The sequence below is a fragment of the Sphingomonas sp. BL-S-29 genome (genome assembly GCF_055521495.1).
This window is the reverse complement of record NZ_CM145482.1, coordinates 3,557,252-3,575,749: the sequence shown is the minus strand read 5'-3', so window position 1 is coordinate 3,575,749 and position 18,498 is coordinate 3,557,252. Positions and strand designations below refer to the sequence as shown.

Below are 18,498 nucleotides of genomic sequence, written 5' to 3'. Positions count from 1 at the left end.
GGCAAATGCCGTTGCGTGCCGATAGTGCGTTCATGCCGTCCACCCCTTCCAATGCCTTTTTGCAATGCCGTCATAGATTTTAGAAAGCCCGGCCGGTAGACGATGCGCCTAGTCTTTCTGCCGTTGCGGCACTGCGGTGCCCGATGTCGATGTCGGGGATTCAGGCACTGCCCATGACTGGCGATCATCGCGACGCGGCGGCGGCCGTGAAACGGGCAAGAGACCTACTCGGCACCGATCCGGCTGCTGCGACGGACGCAGCGCGGCAGGTTTTGCTGGCGACGCCGCATTCGGTCGAGGCGCAGTTCGTGCTGGGGGCCGCCTTGCGTCGTAGTGGCGATCCGAGCGATGCGCTGAAGGTGCTGGCGCCGTTGGCCGCTGCCCGACCCGGCGCATGGGGCCTGCACTATGAGCATGGCATGGCGCTCGCGGCGCTGGGCCAATGCGAGGCTGCTGCGGCGGCACTGGATCGCGCGACCCGCGCCAACCCGCAATCCTCGCTCGCATGGCATGCGCTGGGCGACCAGCTTGCGATGCTCGGGCAGATCGATGCCGCGTCGGCGGCGCAAGCGCGGCCGGTTCCCGGCAGCGCGAGCGACGCGGCGCTGGGCGAGGTGGCTATGGGATTGTTCGATGGGCGCGATCCCGCTGCCGCCGAGAAACTGCGCATTCGTTTCGGCCTGGATCTCAACGATCCGGCGGCGAGGCGGCTGCTTGCCGATGTCGCCGTGCGGCTCGGGTGCGACGAGGCTGCCGCAGCCTTGCTCGCGACCGCGCCCGATTATCCGCCGGCGCGCTATCATCGGGCCATCCTGCTCCACCGGCTCGAACGCAACCGGGAGGCGCTGGAGGAGATCGCGGAGTCCGGTATCACTGCCTTCCGGGCGTTGAAGGCAGCGATCCTGATGCAGCTCGGCCGGGAGCGCGAGGCAGTCGAGGAGTTCGCCGCAGCCATCGCGACCGCGCCGGAAGATGCGCGGTTGTGGCACGGCAAGGGGCATGCCTTGCGCGCGCTGGGCCAGCAGGCCGAGGCTGTAAGCGCCTATCGCCGCGCGATCGCGCTCGACCCGGCGTTCGGCGAACCCTGGTGGAGCCTGGCCAATCTCAAGACCTGGCGTTTCGAGCCGGGCGATATCGACCGCATGCTTGGGCTGCTGGCGGGCGGCGAGCTCAACGCCGACAGCGTCGCGCATGTTCATTTCGCGCTCGGCAAGGCGCGGGAGGATGAGGGGCGCTATGCCGACTCGTTCGACCATTATCGCCAGGCCAATGCCGCGCGGCGCGCGGTGACACCGCATGATGCGGACGGCCATGCAGCTTTTGTCAGGCGCACGATTGCGACCTTTCAACCGGACTTTTTCGCCAAGCGGGCGAATGTCGGGCTGGCGGCTGAAGACCCGATCTTCGTGCTCGGCATGCCGCGATCGGGATCGACCCTGGTCGAGCAGATCCTCGCCAGCCACAGCAAGGTCGAGGGCGCGTCGGAACTGCCGGACATTACCGCTCTGGCGCGACGGCTTTCGAACCTCGCGGCGCGCGACGGCGAGGCGTATCCAGCATCGCTGGCTGACCTGCCGCGCGATGCCTTTTCCGCGCTGGGTGACGAATATCTGGAACGGACGCGCGGACATCGCCCCCTCGAACGGGCGCATTTCGTCGACAAGTTTCCCGGCAATTTCCTGCATGTCGGGCTGATCCATCTGATCCTGCCCAAGGCGCGGATCATCGATATCCGGCGCCATCCGCTTGCCTGCTGCCTGTCGCTGTTCAAGCAGAATTTCGCGCGGGGCCAGGCCTATAGCTACGATCTGGGCGACCTTGGCCGCTATTTCGTGGAATATGAGGCTCTGATGCGGCATTTCGATACGGTCCTGCCCGGTCGTGTGCTGCATCTTTCCTATGAGGCGATCGTCGAGGAGCCGGAGCGGGAGGTGCAACGCCTGCTCGACCATTGCGGCCTGGAGTTCGAAAATGGGTGCCTCAGTTTCTTCGAGACGGACCGGGCCGTCCGCACGCCGAGTTCGGAACAGGTGCGACAGCCGATCTTTCGCGACGGACTCGACCAGTGGCGGCGCTTCGAACCCTGGCTCGGCCCACTGGTCGAAACGCTGGGTCCGCTCGCCCATGATGGGATGACGCGGCGATGATGCCTATATTGGATGCCCCCATCCGATTATTTTGCTTCCCGCTCCAGCCGAATCAGGTGACCTTCACCATCAAATCGGGGGTCAGGCCCCAATAGTCGCAAGCTGGAGCACATGCATGCTCGACGCGGCGACGCAAAAGGCCTGATAGAGTATTTTCGTCAAAATGGGGGGCTAATGACAAAGTCACATGATAAATCGGTTCGCTTCGGCCGTCGTGCGCGGTTGCTGGCGGTCCTGATGGCGTCCGGCGCGAGCCTTGCGGCACTCACACCCGGTATGGCCTTCGCTGCCGAGGATCCAGTCCCAGCAGCAGCGCCGCCGGTCCAGGAAGCACAGGCGGCACCGGAAAAGAGCGACGAGCTCGGTGACATTGTCGTCACGGCCAACCGGTCCGGCGCCGAATCGCTGCAGAAGGTCGCGATGGCCGTGTCGGTGGTGAACGTCGACCAGATCACCAAGGCCGGACAGGGCAATCTTTCCGATATCGCCAAGTTCACGCCATCGCTGTCGATCACGGAGGGCGCGCCGGGCTATCAGAAATTCAACATGCGTGGTCTTTCGACCGGCGGCTATGCCTCGTCGGACACGTCGGATCGCTCGCTGGTCGCGGTGTATCTCGACGATACGCCGATCTCGGTGCAGGGGCAGACGCCCGACCTCAAGGTCTATGACCTGGAGCGCGTCGAAGTGCTGCGCGGCCCGCAGGGAACGCTGTACGGCGCGGGCTCGATGGCCGGCACCATCCGGTTCGTGACGGCCAAGCCGGATCTCAATACGATGTTCGGAACGGCGGAGGCCGGTGTCGCGACGACCCAGCACGGCGCCGAGAGCTATAATTTCCGCGGCATGGTCAACCTGCCGATCGTCTCCGACCAGCTTTCGGTGCGCGCGAATTTCTATGTCGGGCGCGACGGCGGCTATATCGACAATATCGGCACCTACAACAAGCAGAACGCGAACAGCAACAACACCTATCAGGGGCGTGTCGCGCTACGCTGGGTACCGACGCCCGAACTGACGGTCGATGCGAGCATCACCTATGAGCGCAGCATCGCGAAGGGCCTGAGCACCGGGCTGAGCGGGCTGGCCCCCTACAAGGTTTCGACCAACGGGCCCGAGGGTACCGACGATCGCTTCCGGCTCTACTCGCTCAGCGCGGACTATGATGTCGGCTTCGCCAGCCTTGTCATGACCGGCGCCTATACCGATCGCGCGATCGGCTTCGATGCGGAGCCCGGTCCGCAGATCGGCTATTTCTTCGAGGATTATGGCAGCGGCCTGCCGATCAGTTCGACGACCTATCCGCTGTTCAAGGCGCCGACCACATACGACCAGTCGATCACCAACAAGATTCCGGCCGAGTTGTATCAGATCGATCAGAAGCTCAAGGACTATATGGGCGAAATCCGCCTGGTTTCGAAGGACACCGGCCCGGTTAAATGGACCGTCGGCGCGTTCTATGAAAAGCAGACCCGCCATCTGCGCCAGGACATTCCGACGCCCGGTTTCGATACGCTGTCCTACATGAATTACTTCTACGGGCCGTTCAACACGCCGAACGGCAAATATGATTCCAAGCTGGTCGACGGGGCGTTCCAGTCGAACGACATCTTCTCCGGCCTGCAGGATGTCGATGAGCACCAGTTCGCGGCCTATGCCGACGGAACCTGGCACGCCACCGACAAGCTCGATCTGACCGCCGGCCTGCGCTATTTCAACTTCAAGGAGAAATATTACCTGTTCGAAGGCGGGGTGTATGGCGTGATCGACCATAAACCGTTGACGACCAATGCGACGCTCAAGTCGAACGGGGTCAATCCGCGCGGGAACATCTCCTACAAGGTCAATGACAATTTCATGGTCTATGGCGAGGTCGCCAAGGGCTTCCGTTATGGCGGCGGCAACCAGCCGGTGCCGCTCGGCTCGTCGGGCGTCGCGGGGCAGTGCACGCAGAACCTTGCCGCCTTCGGCTATTCCGCCGCGCCGCTCACCTTCGGCCCGGACAAATTATGGAACTACACGATCGGCCAGAAAGCCAAGCTGGCGGGTGGACGCGTGACCCTCAACACGAGCGCCTATTATATCAACTGGACGGACGTGCAGACGCGCCTTCGGCTCGATTGCTCCTATTTCTTCACTGACAACAAGGGCAAGATCACCAGCAAGGGTGTCGAGGTGGAGACGATGGTCAAGGCCAGCCCGGAGATCACGCTTGTCGGCAGCGCCTCGTACAACAGCTCCAAGGCCAAGGGCGATATCCCGACGGTCGGCGCGTTCGATGGCGACCAGACGCCCTATTACCCCGCCTGGACCGCAGCCGGATCGTTCTTCTACGACAAGGATGTCGGACCCGGCAGTGTCCATCTGCAGGCCAGCTACCAGTATCAGTCGCAGCAATATACGACGTTCAACAACTTCGCGACCAAGATCGTCGGCGGCGTGCTGACCAGGAACGGTCCAAGCTCGAGCTATGCCGTCATCCCGGAGACGCATAACGTCAGCGCGTCGCTGACCTATGACATCGGGCAGTTCGAATTCGGCCTGTTCGGCAACAACCTGTTCAACGGCGTCAAGATCACCAACGTCGCCCGTGCCACTTATTACAAGGTCTATCAGGCTGGCGACCGGGTCACCTATGCACGTCCGCGGACGATCGGTTTGCGGGCGAAAGTGAAGTTCTGAGGCTTCGCCGGAGATTAGGAGGGGCGGCCCGTGCCGCCCCTTTTTTTTGTCTGTGCCAGATGGAAATGGAGCAAGGCAGTTGGCGATTAATGTCACACCCCTATAGGATGACACTAAAAATCACCGGAAATAATATAGTTACAAATCAATGCCTTAATCGGACGTTCCAACAGGATTTTTGTTGGAGAGTGTGACATTAATCGTGCACCGGATCGCGGCGACTCAGTCCGAAACCGTGCCGCTTCAGCGATGGCGCCGATGCCATGCGGCGCTCTGGTTGCCGATCAGGCGGGCGAGATCGCCCTCGACGATCGCCATATCGACGACATGGAAGCCCCACTCGGGATAGTCGGTATCTCCGATCGCCACCGGGCCGATGACGGCGTCGGTCAGGTCGGTCGCAGCGCCGGGTTCGACATGGACCGACAGATAGGAAAAGCCGTTCCGGACGGTGCATTCGGCCGAGAGCAGGCCGGGGGTACGCACGAAGCGGGTCGGCACCGGCTTGCCCAGCGCGGACCAGATGGCGGGCTGTTCGAACTGCGCGACGCCGCCGCGCCACCAGGGAAAGCCGAGGATCGGATCGAGCGGCGCCTTGCCGCCCTCGAGCTTCGCCGGATTGGTGCATCCGGCCTCCAGTCCCGCGGCGGCGGTGCCGATCAGCGGCGCGCGGCCGAACAGGCCGTTCGCCGGCGGCGGGTTGGTGTCGCGGTAGCTCGCCCAGGTGACGACGCATCCGGTCTGCGTGGCCGAGCGGCAGAGCGGCACGGTTTTCAGATCGCCGCCGACCTGCTTGGCGTGTGGCACCATCACCGAGACGCCGGGCAGGATCGCGGAGAGCAGGCGTTGCTGGATCGGCTTGCCGTCGATCTCCTCGACCAGCAGGCGCTTGAGCATCGCCGAGCCCTGGCTGTGGCCGACGAGCACAAAGGGCCGCCCGTCATTGTCGTGCGCCAGATAGTCGCGCCACGCCGCGAGCACATCGGCATAGGGCAGGGCGAACTCGTCGTCCGATGGCCTGACGCCCGTGCGCATCGCCGCGCGCAGCGCCGGAAGAGTCACCTGGCGGTAGATCGGCGCGAAGAGGCGGCACATGGCACGCAGCGGGCCAGCCTGAGAGGCGACCAAACCCTGTTCCTGGCGATCCGGAGTCATGTCGCTGTGCGGCAGCTCGTCCATCGAGGTGGTCGGATAGACGTAGAAACAATCCGCTTTGGGCGCGCCTGCCCGTGGTGACGGATCGGCCTTCATCATGCCCTCCGGGCCGATGACGGTCGTGGCCATGTCGCCGGTGCAGACATCCGTCCGGCCCGGCCGGCACAGCCAGGTGTCGGGTTGGCGATAGTCGTTCGGGGCCGGTGCCTGGGCGGCCGCTGCAGCGAGAAGGAGAAACAGGCTCATGATGTCTCCTTCAATCCCGGAAGACCACGGTACGCGCGCCATTGGCGAGCACGCGCCCGCTAAGATGCAGGCCGACCGCGCGCGAAAGGACGCGCCGCTCGATGTCGCGGCCCTTGCGCACCAGGTCCTCGGCGGTGTCGGCATGGCTGATGCGTTCGACGTCCTGTTCGATGATCGGCCCCTCGTCGAGATCGCCGGTGACATAATGCGCGGTCGCGCCAATCACCTTCACGCCGCGGGCATGGGCCTGGTGATAGGGCTTGGCGCCCTTGAAGCCGGGCAGGAAGCTGTGATGGATGTTGATGCAGCGATCGGCGAACTTCGCCGACAGATCGTCCGAGAGGATCTGCATGTAGCGGGCGAGCACTACCAGATCGGTACCCGTAGCCTGATGGATCTCCCAGATCCGCGCTTCCTGCTCGTGCTTCGTTGCCGCAGTGACCGGGAGATAGTGGAAGGGAATCCCGTTTAGATCGAGCGTGGCGAAGGCTTCGGCCGGATGGTTGGAGATGATGCCGACCACGTCCATGTCGAGCTCGCCGATGCGCCGCCGATAGAGCAGGTCGACCAGGCAATGATCGAATTTCGACACCAGGATCAGCACCTTTTGCCGTTCCGCCGCCGGGCGCAAGGTCAGGGTCATGCCGTACCGGTCCGCCAGATTGTCGAAGCCGCGCTGAAGCACGGCGAGGTCGGTACCAGCCGGAAGGGCGAAGGCCGTGCGCATGAAGAAACCGCCCAGCTCGGCATCGTTATACTGGCTGGAATCGGTGATGTTGCCGCCGCACGCGAAGATATGCGCAGAGACGGCGGCGACGATTCCCGGCCGGTCCGGGCAGGATAAGGCAAGGACGAAATGCTGCGCTGACATCAGGGCTCCGTGGGAAAAAAGAGATCAGGCGGCAGCGGCGGCCATCTGAATCCGCTGGCCGTCCGCGGCATAGGTACGGACGCTGGTCCAGTAATGATAGGCTGCCCAGAAACCGGTCAGCGACAGCGCCATCAGGGCATAGCGTAGCGATTCGGCGTTGCTGTGCAACGGACCGGAGAGTGTGTCGCTGATCCAGCCGACCGCCAGCGGCGCGACGATCAGATTGGCCACGTTCGCGGTCAGCAGGCTGATCGCCATGCCTTGCGCGCGCATCGAGCAGGGCAGGAAATTGAGCAGCAGTGCCATGGTCGGCCCGACATAGAGATAGATGGCCGGCACCACGATCCACAGCATCAGGGTCGCGACCCAGAGCGAATGAGTCCAGTAGATCACGAAGGACGGGATGGTCGAACACAGGGTGATCCCGGCGAGGAACCACGCGATGCGCCGGGGTTCGCGCATCTGCGGCATGGCGCAGATCGCGCTGGTCGCGAGCGTCGCGGCGATCCCGGCCCAGAGATAGATGGTGCCGAGCCGGGCGCCAGCCTCGGCCGTGGTCAGGCCGTAGCTGCGCTCCAGAAAGGTCTGGGTCCAGTACATCAGGCCCCAGCCCCACAGGCAGATCACCGTACCCGCCGCGTTGATGTGCCACGCCGAGCGCTGCGACCAGAGGAAGCGCAAAGTCTCGCCGAGCGGCGTCTTTTGCTCGGTGATCGGATCGACGCATTCGAACCGGCCGCGCACGGGCTCGCGCACGGTGAGGAAGATGATGAGGCCGAAGATCACGCCAGGCGCGCCGAGCGCAATGAACGCGGCGCGCCAGCTATGGAAATGCTCGACGATCTGGCCGGCGACGGTCGATCCGAGCCAGGCGCCGAGCGGTAGGCCGAGCGCATAGACGGTCAGCGCAAAGGCGCGGCGATCGCGCGGGAAATAATCGGCGATGATCGAGGTCGATGGCGGGGTGCCGCCGGCCTCGCCGATGCCGACGCCGATACGCACCAGCAGGAATTGCCAGAAATTGTGGGTGAGACCGAGCAACGCGGTCATCAGCGACCACAGCCCCATCGCGACCGCGACGATGTTGCGCCGGTTCGATCGATCGGCGAGCTGCGAGATCGGGATGCCGATAGAAATGTAGAACAAAGCGAGCGACACGCCGGTCAGCCAGCCGACGCCGGTATCGGTGAGGTTGAATTCGACCCTGATCGGCTCGAGCACGGTCGAGACGACGTAACGGTCGGCAATGTTCAGGGCATAGACGAGGCCGAGGACCAGCACGACGTACCAGCGGACGGATTCGAGACGCGGCGTGGTCGGTGTCATCGCGTATTCCCCTTAGTCCGCGGTCGATGCTCATTGGCGCCAGGTTTGTGGCGTCGCAAAGCCCCCGTAGTGCCATTCCCCTCTTCCTTCCCCGGCGAAGGCCGGGGCCCAGTAGGGAAGGCCGTGGTGACGACGCGCAACGCCAGTTCTGCGATGTCCCCCGACTGGGCCCCGGCCTTCGCCGGGGAAGGAGAAAAGATAAGGCGCATCGTCGCCGCCTTAGCGCCCATGGTTCGACCCCGAGCCGATCGCGCCTGCCCATAGATCGGTCAGGGCCGGCGCGTAGCTGCTTGCCATATAGACTTCACACGCCGTGTCGCCGGTCACGGCGATCCAGACAGGTATGTGATGGATAACGGTCGCTGCGACCCGGCCGATGCCGAAGTCCCGGTCCTCGGCGTCGAAACAGCCGCTGATCATCAACAAGGTGCGCCACTCGGGTCCGGCAAGCGTCGCACGGACGAGGCCGCCACCGATCGGCGTCAGGGTGCCGGTGTCGGCGATGCGGGCGGCGATATCGGTGACGCGGTCGCCCGCGCCGATCAGCCACCAGCGGCGCGGCTCGACCTGCAGCACCCGGATCGCGGTATCGGCGGGCGGGCCGTCCGCGCCCCAGAGATCGAGCACGATCACATCGCCTGCGGGCGCGGTGGTGACGGAGGCGTCAATCACGATAGCGCGCTCCCTCGCCGTCGTAGAAGACCGGGTCCGTCACGGTGACGCGGGCATGCTGGTTGCGGGTCGGCGAGGTGGCGAGCAGGACGTCGCCCTTGCGCGCATGGCCGTCGGTCAGCAAGCCGAGTGCGATCGCGCCGTCGCCGAGGACTCGCCCTGCCGCGGAGGTGACATGGCCCTGCACCGGGGCACCCGTTGCCGCGACCAGCATCGACCCTTCGGGGATCGCGCCGTCCCGCGCTTCGAGGCCGACCAGTTGCAGGCGACCTTCCGACGACAGCGCCGGTCGCGTGAGGCCCGCGGCGCCGATAAAGCCGCCGCTCTTGCGCAGCATCCGGCCCAGCCCGAGGTCGTGCGGCGTCGTGCGGCCATCGGCCTCGGCGCCGATCACGATATGGCCCTTTTCGATGCGCAGGAATTCCAGCGCCTCCAGGCCATAGGGACAACCGCCGCGCGCCCGCGTCTCGGTCTCCAGCGCGTCCCATACCGGTGCCGCCTCGCTGCCGGCGGCATAGATTTCGAAGGCGCGTTCGCCGCTATAGCTTGCCGCGAGGATCAGCACCGGGACGCCGGCGATCATTGCCTCGGCGACGCCCATATGTGCTGGTGGATCGATGCCGGCGAGCGTCGCGAGGATGTCGCGGGCGAGCGGTCCGGCCAGTGCGATACCGGCAAATTGCTCCTGCTGCGCCACTACCGACACGCGCAGATGCGGGGCCAGCACGCGGTGCGCATAGCTCAGATGCGCTTCCATCCGGTCGGCACCGCCCGTCGAGCTGGTGAGCAGATAGCGGTTCTCGTCCAGCCGCCAGAAGGTGCCGTCGTCCATCACCATGCCGTCTTCGCGCAGCATGATGGTGTAGCGCCCGCGCCCGACCGCGAGCTTCACGCCGGTGGCGCAGACGATCTCGAGCAGGGCCGCCGCATCCGGCCCCGACACGGCGAACTTGGCGAGGGTGGAGACGTCGACGATGCCGGCAGCGGTGCGCACCGCACATGCCTCGCGCAGGGCGGCCTGGTGCAGCGTTTCGCCCGCCAGCGGATAAGCGCGCGGGCGGTACCAATAGCCGAGCGGTTGCCAGAGCGGATCGAGCCGCTGGTGACGATCATACAGGGCAAGGCGGCGGCTCGGCGCGGCATGGCCGCCGCCATCGGCACCGGCCAGCGTGCCCAGGGTGAGCGGGGTGAAGGGCGGGCGAAAGGTCGTCAATCCGGCCTGCGGGATTTCGACACCGGCCGCGCCGGCCAGGCGTGCGAGCGCGGCCATGTTGCTGGTCTTGCCCTGGTCGGTTGCCATGCCCAGGGTGGTGTAGCGCTTGAGATGCTCGACCGAGCGATAGCCCTCCTGCCAGGCCAGATCGACATCGGCGGCGGTCACGTCGTTCTGGAAATCGATGAAGCTGTGCTTGGGATCGGGCAGTTCCACTGCCGCAGGCGCGATCGGGGCGACCTCGCCTGCGGCGGCACCCACGCTGGTGACGGCCTGTCGCGATGCGCCGGGCACGAATGCCTGAATGTCGGCGCGCCAGTCGAGTGTGCCGCCGGCCTGGCTATGCAGATGGACGACCGGCGTGAAGCCACCCGACATGGCGAGCAAATCCGCGGCGAATGTCACCTGCTCGGTCCAGATATCCGCGCGCACCGCCACGATACCGCGCGCTCCGCCCTTGGCGATCAACGGCCAGGCGTTGGTATGGACCGGAAAGCGCGCCTTCGCTTCGCTTGCCACGGGACTGAACCCGCTGCGGGCGTCGAGGATCGCGACCACCTCGCCGCCGGCGGCCAGGATCGCGTCGGCGGTGGCATAGGCATCGTCATTGTTGGTCGCGATCACCACGCGGCGGCCGGGCAGCACGCCGAAGCGATTGATGTAGGTTCGTACCGCCTGGGACAGCATCACGCCGGGTCGGTCATTGCCAGCGAAGGTAAGCGGCCGTTCGAAGGCGCCGGTGGCGAGCACGATCCGCCCGGCGCGGACATGCCAGAGGCGCTGGACCGGCATGCCGTCCGCGGGCGCCTGGCCGGGCTCGACCAGCCGTTCGGCGAGCGTCGCGAAGCAATGATCCCATAGCCCCGATGCGGTGGTGCGGGTGAGGACGCGGACGCCGGGCGGTGCCTCGCCGCCAAGGATCCGGTCCTGCTCGACCAGCATGACGCGTGCGCCGGTCCGTGCCGCCTCGCGCGCGGCGGCGATCCCGGCGGGGCCGCCGCCGATTACCAGTACGTCGCAAAAGGCGGCGCGATGCTCGTGCCGATCCGGATCGGCGTGGGTCGGTGCCTTGCCCAGCCCGGCGGCGCGGCGGATCAGCTTTTCGTAAAGCATCCAGCGCGAGGGCGGGCCGAAAAAGGTCTTGTAGTAGAAGCCGGCGGCAAGGAAGGGCGCGGCCAGGCCGTTGACCGCCCCCAGGTCGAAGCGAAGGCTCGGCCAGCGATTCTGGCTTTGCGCAACCAGCCCGTCATAAACGAACAGATCGGTAGCGCGGGTGTTGGGCTCGGTGCGGCCGCCTTCGCCGACCGTCACCAACGCGTTCGGCTCCTCGACCCCGGCGGCCATGATCCCGCGCGGGCGATGATATTTGAAGCTCCGTGCCACCAGTCCCACGCCGTTGGCGAGCAGGGCGGCCGCCAGCGTGTCGCCCGGCCGGGCGCGCATCGCGACACCATCGAAGGTGAAGTGCAGCGTGGCTTCGGCGCCGCCCGGGATGCGCGAGGGGCCGCTCACCGGTGCACCGCCGGATCATAGTTCGCGGCCGAGACGATCTCATGCGTCTGGCGGTGACGCCGCAACACGAGCCATTGCCGACAACCCATGCCATGCCGCCACAGTTCGTCATCGAGCCCGCGCGGATTGGTGCGCGCATAGAGCCGTGCAACGGCCTCATCGGCGGGCATGTCGAGCGTCACGATCGAATCGAGCGTGCGTTCGTAGCTGAACTCGATCTGCGCGCGCGGGCCGCAATGGGGGCAGTGGATCAGCATCATCAGCGAAGCTGCGGCATGAAGCCGACCCCCGCTTCGTCGATCGTCGCACCACGAGCGAACCGGTCGAAAGAAAAGGGCGCGGCGAGCGGATGCGCCTCGCCGGTCGCGAGCAGATGGGCGTAGCACCAGCCCGATCCGGGCGTCGCCTTGAACCCGCCATAGCACCAGCCGCCATTGAGATAGAGGCCGTCGACCGGCAGGGCCGAGATGATCGGCGATCCGTCGAAGCTCATATCGGTCGTGCCCGACCAGCAGCGCACCATGCGCAGCCGCGACAGGGCCGGGACCAGGGCGATCGCTTCCGCCGCCGCCTTCTCGATCCGGGCAGGCAGGCCGCGCTGGGCATAGCTGGGGAATTGATCGGGATCGCCGCCGAGCACGATGCCGCCCTTGTCCGACTGGCTGATATAGCAGTGCAGCGACTGCGACATGATCACCGTGTCGATCATCGGCTTGACCGGCTCGGTGACGAAGGCCTGGAGCGTCTGGGCTTCGATCGGCAGCTTGATGCCGGCCAGCGCCGCGACCGGCCCGCTATTGCCCGCCACGCAGATGCCGACACGCCCGGCGCCGATCGCGCCGCGGCTGGTCTCGACACCGGTGATGCGCCCGCCAGCCAGGGTGAAGCCAGTCACTTCGCAATTCTGGATCACGTCCACGCCCAGCGCGTCGGCAGCGCGGGCATAGCCCCAGGCGACCGCGTCATGCCGGGCGGTGCCGCCGCGCCGCTGGATCATACCGCCATGGACCGGGAAGCGCGCGCCGGACGACATGTCGAGCAGCGGGACGAGTTTGCGCACCTGGTCGCGCGTCAGCAGGTCGGCGTCGATCCCGGCGCAGCGCAGCGCGTCGCCGCGTTCGGCGAGGCGAGTCATGTCCGAATCCGAATGGCCGAGGAACAGCGCGCCGCGCGGGCTGAACATGACATTGTAGTTGAGTTCGTCGCTCATTCCCTCCCACAGGTTCAGCGCGAAATCGAAGAGATTGTGGAGCGCGGGCTGGCGATAGTTCGACCGGACGATCGTGGTGTTGCGCCCGGTATTGCCGCCGCCGATCCAGCCCTTTTCCAGCACGGCGACCGATTTCACGCCGTGCTTTCTGGCGAGATAATAGGCGGTGGAGAGCCCGTGCCCGCCGCCGCCGATGACGATCACGTCATAGCTCTTCTTCGGCTCCGGATCGCGCCAGGCACGGGGCCAGTGGCGCTGGCCGGTAAAGCCGGCCCGCAGCAGCGCGAGCGCCGAATAGCGCGTCATGCCGCCCAGCCGCGCTGCTCGCGCCAGTCGGGCTCGAGCGTCGCGAAGCGGGCGAGGCCGAGCTTGGCGATGTCGGCGAAGGAACAGGCACCGTCGACCACCAGATCGCGGATCGCGTGGCCGCTCGCCGGCGACAGGCCGAAGCCGACCCCGGACATGGTGGCGACGGTGACGTTGCCGGGATCGGTTAGCCGGTCGATGATCGGGCGGCCGTCAGGCGTGTTCTCGATCACGCCGGCCCAGGAGCGGATGACGTTCAGCCCGGCCGCCCGGGGGAACATCTCGGCCACACGGCGGGCGAGGTTGCGGACCAGCGGCGAGGTCGGCCGCGCGGCGGGACCGTTCGGCTCCGTGGCGATCCATTCGTGCGGGCCGCCGCCAAAGGCGAGATTGCCGCGCAGCGTCTGGCGTCCGTACAGGCCGTTGCCGTCGACGCCGCCGATCGCCATCAGCGGTGCGGGCTCGGTTACGATCATCTCCGCCCGGGCCGAGGCGAGCGGGAAATTCACGCCGAGCGGCGCCAGCAGCATGCCCGATTGCGGCCCTGCCGCCACCACGAGCGCATCACAGCCGATCCAGCCGCGCGGCGTCTTTACCGCGGTGACCTTGCCGCCCGTGGTGCCGATCGACAAAGCCGGGCAATGCTGCAGGATCTGGCCGCCAAGGTCCTGCAGCGCCCAGGCATAAGCCTGCACCGTCCGTTGCGGATTGGCATGGCCGCCGAAACGGAGGTGGATACCGCCAAGGCAGGTCTCATCGGTCAGCGGGACCATTTCCTGCGCCTGGCGCGCATCGAGATCGTCGACCGGATAGCCCATCGCACTGCACATCCGCCCGACGGCGCGGTAATGGTCGAGCAGATCGGGGTCGCGCTGGATGATGATGCGTTCGCGGCGATATTCGGTGGGATAGCCGAGCAGATCGTCCATCATCGGCCACATGCGCTGCTCTTCGGCGAAGAGCGGGCTCTGATAATGCGAGGCGCCGCCGCCGTTGCGGCCCGATGCCTCCCAGCCGACAATGCCCTTGTCGAGCACGACCACGTCGAGCCCGGATCGCGCCAACCACCAGGCGGCGCTCAGCCCGGTCACGCCGGCGCCGATGACGATCACCGATGCGCCCTTCGGTGCTGCCGGTTCAGACATGCATGTTGCCGCCAAGGCCGGCGACATGATCGGCCTCTTCGGGCGTGCCGATCACGGCATAGGGCGTCCACTGCGTCGGGATGCCGAACCACACGTCCCAGCCCTTTGCCATCTCCGCGCTTTCCTGCCAGTCGGCGAGGATACCGAGCGGCACCGGGCGAACCGGCGCGCGGAAACTGGCGACGGGTACCGATGCCAGCGGGACGCCTTGTTCCTGCGCCAGCAGGCACGCGACCTGATCGCGGCAGCGGCGGCCCTGGCACTGGCCCATGCCGGCGCGGGTGAGGCGCTTGATCTGGTCGGGATGGGCCGGGCCGTCGTTGAGCAGCGACGAGAGCGAGCGTGCCGCCATGCGCTCGGGCCGGTCGAGATACTGGGGCGGCTGGACGCCGATCAGGTCGGCGCGGGTCACGTCCTCGCACTGGCAGACGATCGTGTCGGATGGGGCATGGCGGCCGAGCGCGCGGCTCCAGGCATCGATCCGCTCGGGCGCAGGGGGGCAGGTCGTGGCGCAGTCGCCGACCAGCGTGATCCGGTCGCTGGCCTGAGTTCCGGCGGCGTCGAGCAATTCGGTGGCGGGCCGGGTGCCGATCGCGAGGCAGATCGTGTCGCAGGCGATGTCGAAGGGCACACCGCCATCCATGGAGGCGATCCGCGCGGCCTCGACGCCGTCGATCCCGCCTGCCGCCGAAACCAGCGTGTGGCCGAGATGGATCGGGACGCCCGATGCCGACAGGCGCTCCGCGAGGTCGGGAGGGCCCTGCACGCTGGCCGCGATCTCGACGATGCCGGCGACGTCGATCCCGTTCGACTGAGCGAGCAGCGCCGTCTCCAGCCCGAGCCTGTCCGATCCGACTACCAGCACCCGGCGGCTGGCCAGCGCGTCATAGCGGGTCAGCAGCGCTGCAAAGCCCTGCGCGCCCATCACGCCGGGCTGATTCCAGCCCGCAAAACCAAGCACCAGATCGCGCGCGCCGGTGGCGAGGATGAGCCGGTCGAAACCGATCATCGATGCGCCCTCGGCATCGGCAATGCCCAGCATCGGCTCGGGCATAGCGCGCATCGCCGGACCGTTGACATAAAGTCCCCAGGCGGCGGTGCTGAGGCGTACATCGACGCCTGCCTCGAAGGCTGCTTCGAGCGCTGGATTGCTGGCGAAAATCTGCTCGAGCATGCGGCCGGGCTGCTGCACCGCGGCGGTCATGCGCCCGCCATAGAAGAGCGGCACGTCAGTGCCCATCAGGCCGCCCGGGGCCGGATTCTCGTCGACCAGCAGCACCGATGCGCCATCCGCCGCCGCGGCGATGGCGGCGGTCGTCCCCGCCGGGCCGGCACCGACGACCACGACGTCGAACCGGGCGTCGGAGGCGGGCAGCTTGCCGTCGATCGCGTGAATATCGCGGGCCGTCACACGGCCTCCAGCGCCTGGGCGAGGTCGGCGAGCAGGTCGTCGACATGCTCGATGCCGACCGACAGACGCAGCGTGGCATCCGTGATGCCGCCAGCCGCGCGTTCCTCGGGCGACAGGGCATAATGCGTCGTCGTCGCGGGATGCGTGATCAAGGTTTCCGAGCCGCCCAGGCTGACCGCGAAGCGGAGCAGCCTCAACCGATCGAGGAAGCGGAACGCCTCCGCCTCGCCGCCGGTCACCGCGAAGGAAAAGGTCGATCCCGCCGCGCGGCATTGCCGGTCATAGACGGTGCGGGCAGGGGTGCCCGGTGCGAGGAAGCCGAGATAAGTGATGTCGGCGATCTTGGCGTGGCCGCGCAGAAATTCGGCGACGAGGCGGGCATTGTCCATGGCGCGTTCGACCCGCAGGTGCACCGTCTCCATCGATCGCAGCATCAGCCAGCTGGTATAGGGATCGAGATGGCTGCCGAGCGTGGTGCGCAGCAGCCGCAACGGCGCGATCAGCGCTGCCTTGCCCGACACGCCGCCCGCCAGCAGATCGCTATGCCCGCCGCAATATTTGGTGAGCGAGGTCATGCACAGATCGGCGCCGAGCTCGATCGGGCGCTGCATCAGCGGGCCAAGCAGCGTGTTGTCGACCACCACGATCGGGCGCGTTCCGCTGCGCGCGCCGACCGCATCGGCGACGGCCACGACCATCGCGATATCGACGATCGCGGCGGTGGGATTGGCCGGGCTCTCGACCACGATCAGCTTGAGTGGGCCCTGGCCGAGCGCTTCCTCGACCGCTGCCTCGACGCTCGCCCGGTCGCAGCCATCGGTGAAGTCGGCATGGCCGACGCCGAAGCCCGGCATCAGCCCGGTATAGAGCCCGTTGGTGCCGCCATAGATCGGCCGGCTGAACACCACGCTGTCACCGGGCCGCAGATGGGCGAGGGCGATCGCGCTGTGAGTCGCCATACCGCTGTTGAAGACGGCGGCAGCCTCGGCACCGTCGAGTGCCGCGAGCCGGGCCTCGACCATGTCGAGATTGGGGTGGCCGAGCCGCGAATAGATATGCCCGCCACCGCCGACTTCGGGGCCTGTGCCGTCGAAATAGGCCTCGTGAATGTCCTTTGCCTGGCGCGCCGAGGCATAGGCGAAGGTCGAGGTCATGTAGATCGGCGGCTTGGCGGCATTGGCCGCGCCCGCCGGATCATAGCCCGCGCGGACGGCCAACGTCTCCGGGCGCCAGACGGGATCGTCGCCCGCGCTCATGCCGCCGCCCGCTCCAGATAATCGGCCGCCTTGGCGCAATACCAGTCGACGAAGCGCAAGGTCAGCGACTCAGCGTCGGGACTGTAGGGGCCGGGCGTGTAACCGGGCGAATTGACGCCGAGCTGGTTGTTCTCGGCGAATTCCTTGTCCTGCAGATTGGTGCGCGTCCACAGGTCGGTCAGCGTCTCGATATCGTAATCGACGCCTTCGACGGCATCTTCATGCACCAGCCACCGCGAGACCACATGAGTCTCGGTGGGCGAAACCGGGATCGCGGTGAAGGCGAAGGTATATTCGCTGGTCGAGTGGCAGAAATTATTGGGCTCGATTGCCCAGCGCAACGATCCGGTATCGCCGCCGCCCGCCTCGCACATCAGCTTCCTGACATTGAACTGGCCGTTGGTGGTCATCGCGACGGTGCCGGGGTTGAGCGGGAAGCGCACCGCCTGCCACCAATCCTCGCCGACCGGCCCCATCGGCAGGCCGATCTCGGCCATGCGACGGCCGAAGGCGAGCGCGGGTTCGTCCTCCAGGTCGAAATAAGCCGAGGCGTTGACCGGAAAGGTCAGCGACAGCTCGGGATGGCCGGTCGCGCAATGATAGCACTCGCGGCCATTCTCCATCACCAGCTTCCAGTTCGCATATTCGACCAGGGTCGATTGATAGGCGAGCTTGGCGTGCTGCAGATTGTGCGGCGCGAGCAACGGCGTCAGGTCGCGGCGCATGGTGTCGATGTCGGGCGGGGTCTCGGCGAGACAGATGAAGATCGCGCCAGCGACGCGTTCGAGATGGACCTGCTTCAGGCCATGGTCGCTCTTCTGGAAATCCTCGGGCATGCGGCCCGCCGCGAGCAGGCGGCCGTCGAGGCCATAGGTCCAGCGATGATAGGGACAGGTGAGGCGCGCGGTATTGCCCTGACCTGGCTTGCACAGGATCGAGCCGCGATGGCGGCAGCTGTTGTGGAAGGCGCGCAGCTCGCCGTCGCGGCCGTGAAGGATGATGACCGGCCAGCGCCCGACCATGAAGGACAGATAGTCGCCGGGTTTCCTGATCTCGGCCTCGAAACCGGCGAACAGCCATGACTTGCCGAAGATCGCGGCGAGATCGAATTCGAAGGCGGCCGCGTCGGTATAGAAAGCCTGTGGTAGCGAATGGCCCGCCGGGCGCGCGCGCAGCAGCGCCGAAATATCCCCCAGGTCCAAAGCGAATTCTCCAACTTACCCCATGGGGTGAGTGGCATGACGCCGGGGCCAAGCAGAAATCGCATTTGCGCATGGCCGCATGCCAAAAGCTGCAAGCATCGGACCTGCGCGCCTGACGCCGTTGCATCAGCCCAAAAAACGCGC

General features: G+C 66.4%; 13 protein-coding genes. 2 read left to right on the top strand and 11 right to left on the bottom strand.

Going from position 1 to position 18,498, the window contains the following annotated elements:
• Positions 1-173: 173 nt before the first annotated feature.
• Together ACZ1I2_RS16870 and ACZ1I2_RS16865 are read left to right on the top strand one after the other, a co-directional pair.
• Positions 174-2,147, top strand: coding sequence for a tetratricopeptide repeat-containing sulfotransferase family protein (locus ACZ1I2_RS16870; RefSeq protein WP_465176459.1), 1,974 nt, complete (start codon positions 174-176; stop codon positions 2,145-2,147).
• Between the two features lie 174 nt (positions 2,148-2,321).
• Positions 2,322-4,829 carry a TonB-dependent receptor gene (locus ACZ1I2_RS16865; protein ID WP_465176460.1) on the top strand — a complete coding sequence of 836 codons (2,508 nt, stop codon included), beginning with the start codon at positions 2,322-2,324 and terminating at the stop codon, positions 4,827-4,829.
• A gap of 243 nt (positions 4,830-5,072) precedes the next feature.
• Here the strand turns inward: ACZ1I2_RS16865 and ACZ1I2_RS16860 are convergent, their stop codons facing one another.
• The 11 genes from ACZ1I2_RS16860 to ACZ1I2_RS16810 all read right to left on the bottom strand — a co-directional run bounded on the left by ACZ1I2_RS16860 (position 5,073) and on the right by ACZ1I2_RS16810 (position 18,354).
• Positions 5,073-6,230 carry a DUF3089 domain-containing protein gene (locus ACZ1I2_RS16860; RefSeq protein WP_465176461.1) on the bottom strand — a complete coding sequence of 386 codons (1,158 nt, stop codon included), beginning with the start codon at positions 6,228-6,230 and terminating at the stop codon, positions 5,073-5,075.
• Between the two features lie 10 nt (positions 6,231-6,240).
• A complete protein-coding gene (gene purU, locus ACZ1I2_RS16855) occupies positions 6,241-7,101 on the bottom strand; it encodes a formyltetrahydrofolate deformylase (protein WP_465176462.1) in 861 nt (286 codons plus the stop codon).
• A gap of 24 nt (positions 7,102-7,125) precedes the next feature.
• Positions 7,126-8,427, bottom strand: coding sequence for a spinster family MFS transporter (locus tag ACZ1I2_RS16850; RefSeq protein WP_465173005.1), 1,302 nt, complete (start codon positions 8,425-8,427; stop codon positions 7,126-7,128).
• A gap of 219 nt (positions 8,428-8,646) precedes the next feature.
• Positions 8,647-9,099 (bottom strand): sarcosine oxidase subunit gamma, encoded by a 453-nt coding sequence (locus ACZ1I2_RS16845; protein WP_465176463.1) that lies wholly within the window; start codon positions 9,097-9,099, stop codon positions 8,647-8,649.
• On the bottom strand, positions 9,092-11,824 hold the full coding sequence (locus ACZ1I2_RS16840; RefSeq protein WP_465176464.1) for a 2Fe-2S iron-sulfur cluster-binding protein: 2,733 nt from the start codon (positions 11,822-11,824) through the stop codon (positions 9,092-9,094). Before ACZ1I2_RS16840 ends, ACZ1I2_RS16845 begins: the two co-directional genes overlap by 8 nt.
• Positions 11,821-12,084, bottom strand: coding sequence for a sarcosine oxidase subunit delta (locus ACZ1I2_RS16835; RefSeq protein ID WP_465176465.1), 264 nt, complete (start codon positions 12,082-12,084; stop codon positions 11,821-11,823). The genes ACZ1I2_RS16840 and ACZ1I2_RS16835 overlap by 4 nt, the downstream gene beginning before the upstream one ends.
• On the bottom strand, positions 12,084-13,340 hold the full coding sequence (locus ACZ1I2_RS16830) for a sarcosine oxidase subunit beta family protein (protein ID WP_465176466.1): 1,257 nt from the start codon (positions 13,338-13,340) through the stop codon (positions 12,084-12,086). Before ACZ1I2_RS16830 ends, ACZ1I2_RS16835 begins: the two co-directional genes overlap by 1 nt.
• The gene (locus ACZ1I2_RS16825) at positions 13,337-14,485 is read right to left on the bottom strand and encodes an NAD(P)/FAD-dependent oxidoreductase (RefSeq protein ID WP_465176467.1); all 1,149 of its coding nucleotides are present in this window, start codon (positions 14,483-14,485) and stop codon (positions 13,337-13,339) included. The genes ACZ1I2_RS16830 and ACZ1I2_RS16825 overlap by 4 nt, the downstream gene beginning before the upstream one ends.
• Positions 14,478-15,896 (bottom strand): FAD/NAD(P)-dependent oxidoreductase, encoded by a 1,419-nt coding sequence (locus tag ACZ1I2_RS16820; RefSeq protein ID WP_465176468.1) that lies wholly within the window; start codon positions 15,894-15,896, stop codon positions 14,478-14,480. Before ACZ1I2_RS16820 ends, ACZ1I2_RS16825 begins: the two co-directional genes overlap by 8 nt.
• A complete protein-coding gene (locus ACZ1I2_RS16815; protein WP_465176469.1) occupies positions 15,893-17,152 on the bottom strand; it encodes a cystathionine gamma-synthase family protein in 1,260 nt (419 codons plus the stop codon). Before ACZ1I2_RS16815 ends, ACZ1I2_RS16820 begins: the two co-directional genes overlap by 4 nt.
• Entirely contained in the window at positions 17,149-18,354 is a 1,206-nt protein-coding gene (locus tag ACZ1I2_RS16810; protein ID WP_465176470.1) for an aromatic ring-hydroxylating oxygenase subunit alpha, read from the bottom strand. The genes ACZ1I2_RS16815 and ACZ1I2_RS16810 overlap by 4 nt, the downstream gene beginning before the upstream one ends.
• Between the last annotated feature and the right edge of the window lie 144 nt (positions 18,355-18,498).

Bases quoted from the DNA above. Each gene is read 5' to 3' on its own strand.
- ACZ1I2_RS16870 (WP_465176459.1), top strand. From the start codon at position 174: ATGACTGGCGATCATCGCGACGCGGCGGCGGCCGTGAAACGGGCAAGA.
- ACZ1I2_RS16865 (WP_465176460.1), top strand. From the start codon at position 2,322: ATGACAAAGTCACATGATAAATCGGTTCGCTTCGGCCGTCGTGCGCGG.
- ACZ1I2_RS16860 (WP_465176461.1), bottom strand. From the start codon at position 6,230: ATGAGCCTGTTTCTCCTTCTCGCTGCAGCGGCCGCCCAGGCACCGGCC.
- purU (WP_465176462.1), bottom strand. From the start codon at position 7,101: ATGTCAGCGCAGCATTTCGTCCTTGCCTTATCCTGCCCGGACCGGCCG.
- ACZ1I2_RS16850 (WP_465173005.1), bottom strand. From the start codon at position 8,427: ATGACACCGACCACGCCGCGTCTCGAATCCGTCCGCTGGTACGTCGTG.
- ACZ1I2_RS16835 (WP_465176465.1), bottom strand. From the start codon at position 12,084: ATGATGCTGATCCACTGCCCCCATTGCGGCCCGCGCGCGCAGATCGAG.
- ACZ1I2_RS16830 (WP_465176466.1), bottom strand. From the start codon at position 13,340: ATGACGCGCTATTCGGCGCTCGCGCTGCTGCGGGCCGGCTTTACCGGC.
- ACZ1I2_RS16825 (WP_465176467.1), bottom strand. From the start codon at position 14,485: ATGTCTGAACCGGCAGCACCGAAGGGCGCATCGGTGATCGTCATCGGC.
- ACZ1I2_RS16815 (WP_465176469.1), bottom strand. From the start codon at position 17,152: ATGAGCGCGGGCGACGATCCCGTCTGGCGCCCGGAGACGTTGGCCGTC.